Annotated in this window: 2 protein-coding genes; both read right to left on the bottom strand. The window is 36.8% G+C overall.

Features of this window, described 5'->3' with window-relative positions; all coding sequences use genetic code 11:
- Positions 1–196: 196 nt before the first annotated feature.
- Positions 197–1,699, bottom strand: a complete 1,503-nt coding sequence (locus tag OZD61_RS03860; protein ID WP_274979924.1) for a leucyl aminopeptidase — start codon at positions 1,697–1,699, stop codon at positions 197–199.
- 96 nt (positions 1,700–1,795) lie between these two features.
- Positions 1,796–2,437 carry a protocatechuate 3,4-dioxygenase gene (locus OZD61_RS03855; protein WP_274979923.1) on the bottom strand — a complete coding sequence of 214 codons (642 nt, stop codon included), beginning with the start codon at positions 2,435–2,437 and terminating at the stop codon, positions 1,796–1,798.
- Positions 2,438–2,918 lie beyond the last annotated feature (481 nt).

Below are 2,918 nucleotides of genomic sequence, written 5' to 3'. Positions count from 1 at the left end.
GATGACAGCAGTCCTACGTCATACCGCCGCGGTATCTCAGCCGCTAACAAGTAGCGGGATGACGGTTGTCAGGGTGTCATGAAAGTAGCTGACACTGGAATCCAGAAAAAAAGAAATATGTATCAGCTACTTTCATTTGCTGCGCCTCGAAAATAAACGTTCATGTAGCTAAGCCATAAATCCAGTATAAAGACCTTTAATCATTGGCTTCGTAGTACTTCTCAACCAACTTATTAAGTAACCTTACACCAAAACCTACTGCTCCTCTTGGACAAATGTCAGTACCTTTCTCGTGCCAAGCAGTGCCTGCGATATCTAAATGTGCCCAGCAAGTTTCATTCACAAAACGCTGTAAAAACTGTGCAGCCATTATGCTATCTCCACCAGAGCCTGCAGGAGCGATGTTTTGAACATCAGCAATCGGTGAATCAATAATTTTGTCATAAGTTTCATTCATAGGAAAACGCCATAACTTCTCATTTACTTCATTTCCGGCATCAATCAGACGGTTTGCTAATTCATCATTATTTGAAAAAAGACCAGCATATTCGTTATTTCCAAGTGCAACCACTATAGCTCCAGTTAAGGTTGCAAGATCAATCATAAATTGTGGTGAAAATCTCTCTTGCGTATACCACAAAGCATCTGCAAGTATAAGCCTTCCCTCTGCATCAGTGTTTAACACTTCTATCGTCTGCCCAGACATTGAAGTTACTACATCACTTGGCCTTTGAGCATTACCACCCACTGCATTTTCTGCAAGTGCGACCACGCCGATTGCATTTACTTTTGCTTTTCGTCCTGCTAAAGCATGCATCACCCCAACCACAGTAGCAGAGCCTGCCATGTCATATTTCATCGACTCCATACCACGTGAAGGTTTGAGTGATACTCCACCAGTGTCAAACGTTATACCTTTACCAACAAAAGCTATAGGCTTTTGTTCTTTAGAAGCTCCATTCCATTTTATCACTACTAATTTTGGTTCTTTACTACTTCCTTGTGCAACTCCAAGCAAGGCTCCCATTTTTTTCTCTTCCATCTGCTTTTTATCAAGCACCTCGATTTCAAGGCCAAGCTTAGTAAGTTCTTTTTTTATATGATCAGCATAGGATTCTGGATACAGAATGTTAGGAGGCTCTGTTATAAAAGAGCGCGCAAGGAATATACTCTCACCTTCTTGCCTTAAGTGCTCAAATGATCTTTCAGCATTACTTAATTGTTCATCTTTTACTAATACGGTAATCTCCTCTACCTCTGCAATTTTCTCATCCTTTTTAGTTTTATACTTATCAAACTTAAAACTACGCAGAAACGCACCATATGCAACATTTGCTGCACTACCTTCGATTAAAACCGCTGCTTTTTTAATTTTTAATCTGCTTAGCTCACAATATATTTTACCACCAATATTTAATTCTTTATTTTCATTCCATTCATCCTTCTTACCCAGTCCAACAACTATAACATTTTTTTCTTCTGGCAAAGCAGTAGAGAAAAATTCACCAAAACTTCCATTGAAATCGCTAAATTGCTTTATATTATCTATGACCTGTTTTCTTTGCAAAACTCCGCTATCATTTACGGTTTCGTTGTCTTCAAATAAACCCATTACTATTGTTTTAAAATCGGGCGAAATTTTAGAAATTGTTATTTTCATTGCTGGTATCTCCGTTGCAAATAATTGTAAATTGTACATAAAACATAGCAAAAACATCAGTAAGATATTTTTCATACACATCCTAAGTACAATAACACTTAAGTTTACTATGGACCCCCTTACATGCAAGGGTTTTTATCTTTTATTGGAGAACTTATTATATCCGCCCAAGGTAATGTTAAACGTATAGGTTTTTATGACCTGATCACTGTAAGTAAATGGTGTTATGAGAAGGCTTGCAAGCCCATTACTAACAAAATCTCCAAGAACAGGATCAGCACAATTATCGCAATTATGGTCAACAAAAAACATTTGCGTTGTGAATTCCGGAAAATCCGGATGTTGAACTAGAAAGTTGATATGTGGAGCTCTATCACCAGTTTTACCAGGTGCTATCGTAATAAAATTATAATAGCCAAGATTATTCACTACAAACCTTCCTGATCCAGCAAAATTCGGATCATCCTCTATATTCTTATCGTAATGGTTCACGCCGCGTGAATTCGCGTGCCATATAGAAACTACAGCATTTTGTATTGGTAAACAGTTTATATCAGTAATTCTACCCACTATGTGTATTAATTCTCCTGTTGCACTATTTGGAGAACCAGGTTTCCTTCTTAAATTGTTTGAAGAGCTAAAATTTTTTGGCCTTGCATCAAGGTCATATATTTCTGGAGTTTCAATGCAGTTGAGCAAAACAGGATCAGCTGCAAATAGCGGCAAACTGAATACCATTTGTACTAAAAACGCTAATAAGATATTTTTCACATTCATTTCATTTACAATAGACTTCTTGCATAACCATATAACAAACTTTTATTGGAAATAGAAACGAAAAAACTTGCTTGACACCCTTCGCCAGCCCCCTTATCATAAAACTGAAGGTATTCAATTATCTTCATCTGTGCAGATTAAACAGCAAGAAAACAGCGTAGTTGGCGTCTTATTTTTAATTTTTTGCACTATGTGCACCTTATGTCTTCACAATATTTCTAGGTTTTTACCTGCACAAGCTGAAGCGCGCTATTTAAAACATTAAAAAACGCCAACTTAAAAAATGGATAGTGAATAACTAGCTACCCTAGGGTTTCTTTTGCCTTTTTTTCTGTTTAGTAAATTGTATCCGTTCAGCGGAGTGGTAGAATAAGGTAGACAAAGCAAGATAATAAAGATAATCATAGAGCAAAAGTGAGGTAATGTGGTAAACCTTTTAGAACTTTGCAAAAATTTACAGCAAAAAATAGAAAAACTGAAA

The sequence above is a fragment of the Wolbachia endosymbiont of Drosophila bocki genome, assembly GCF_028982005.1.
In the GTDB taxonomy this organism is placed as follows: Bacteria; Pseudomonadota; Alphaproteobacteria; order Rickettsiales; family Anaplasmataceae; genus Wolbachia; species Wolbachia pipientis.
The sequence above is the reverse complement of the archived record's forward strand: the minus strand, read 5'-3'. Positions and strand labels throughout refer to the sequence as shown.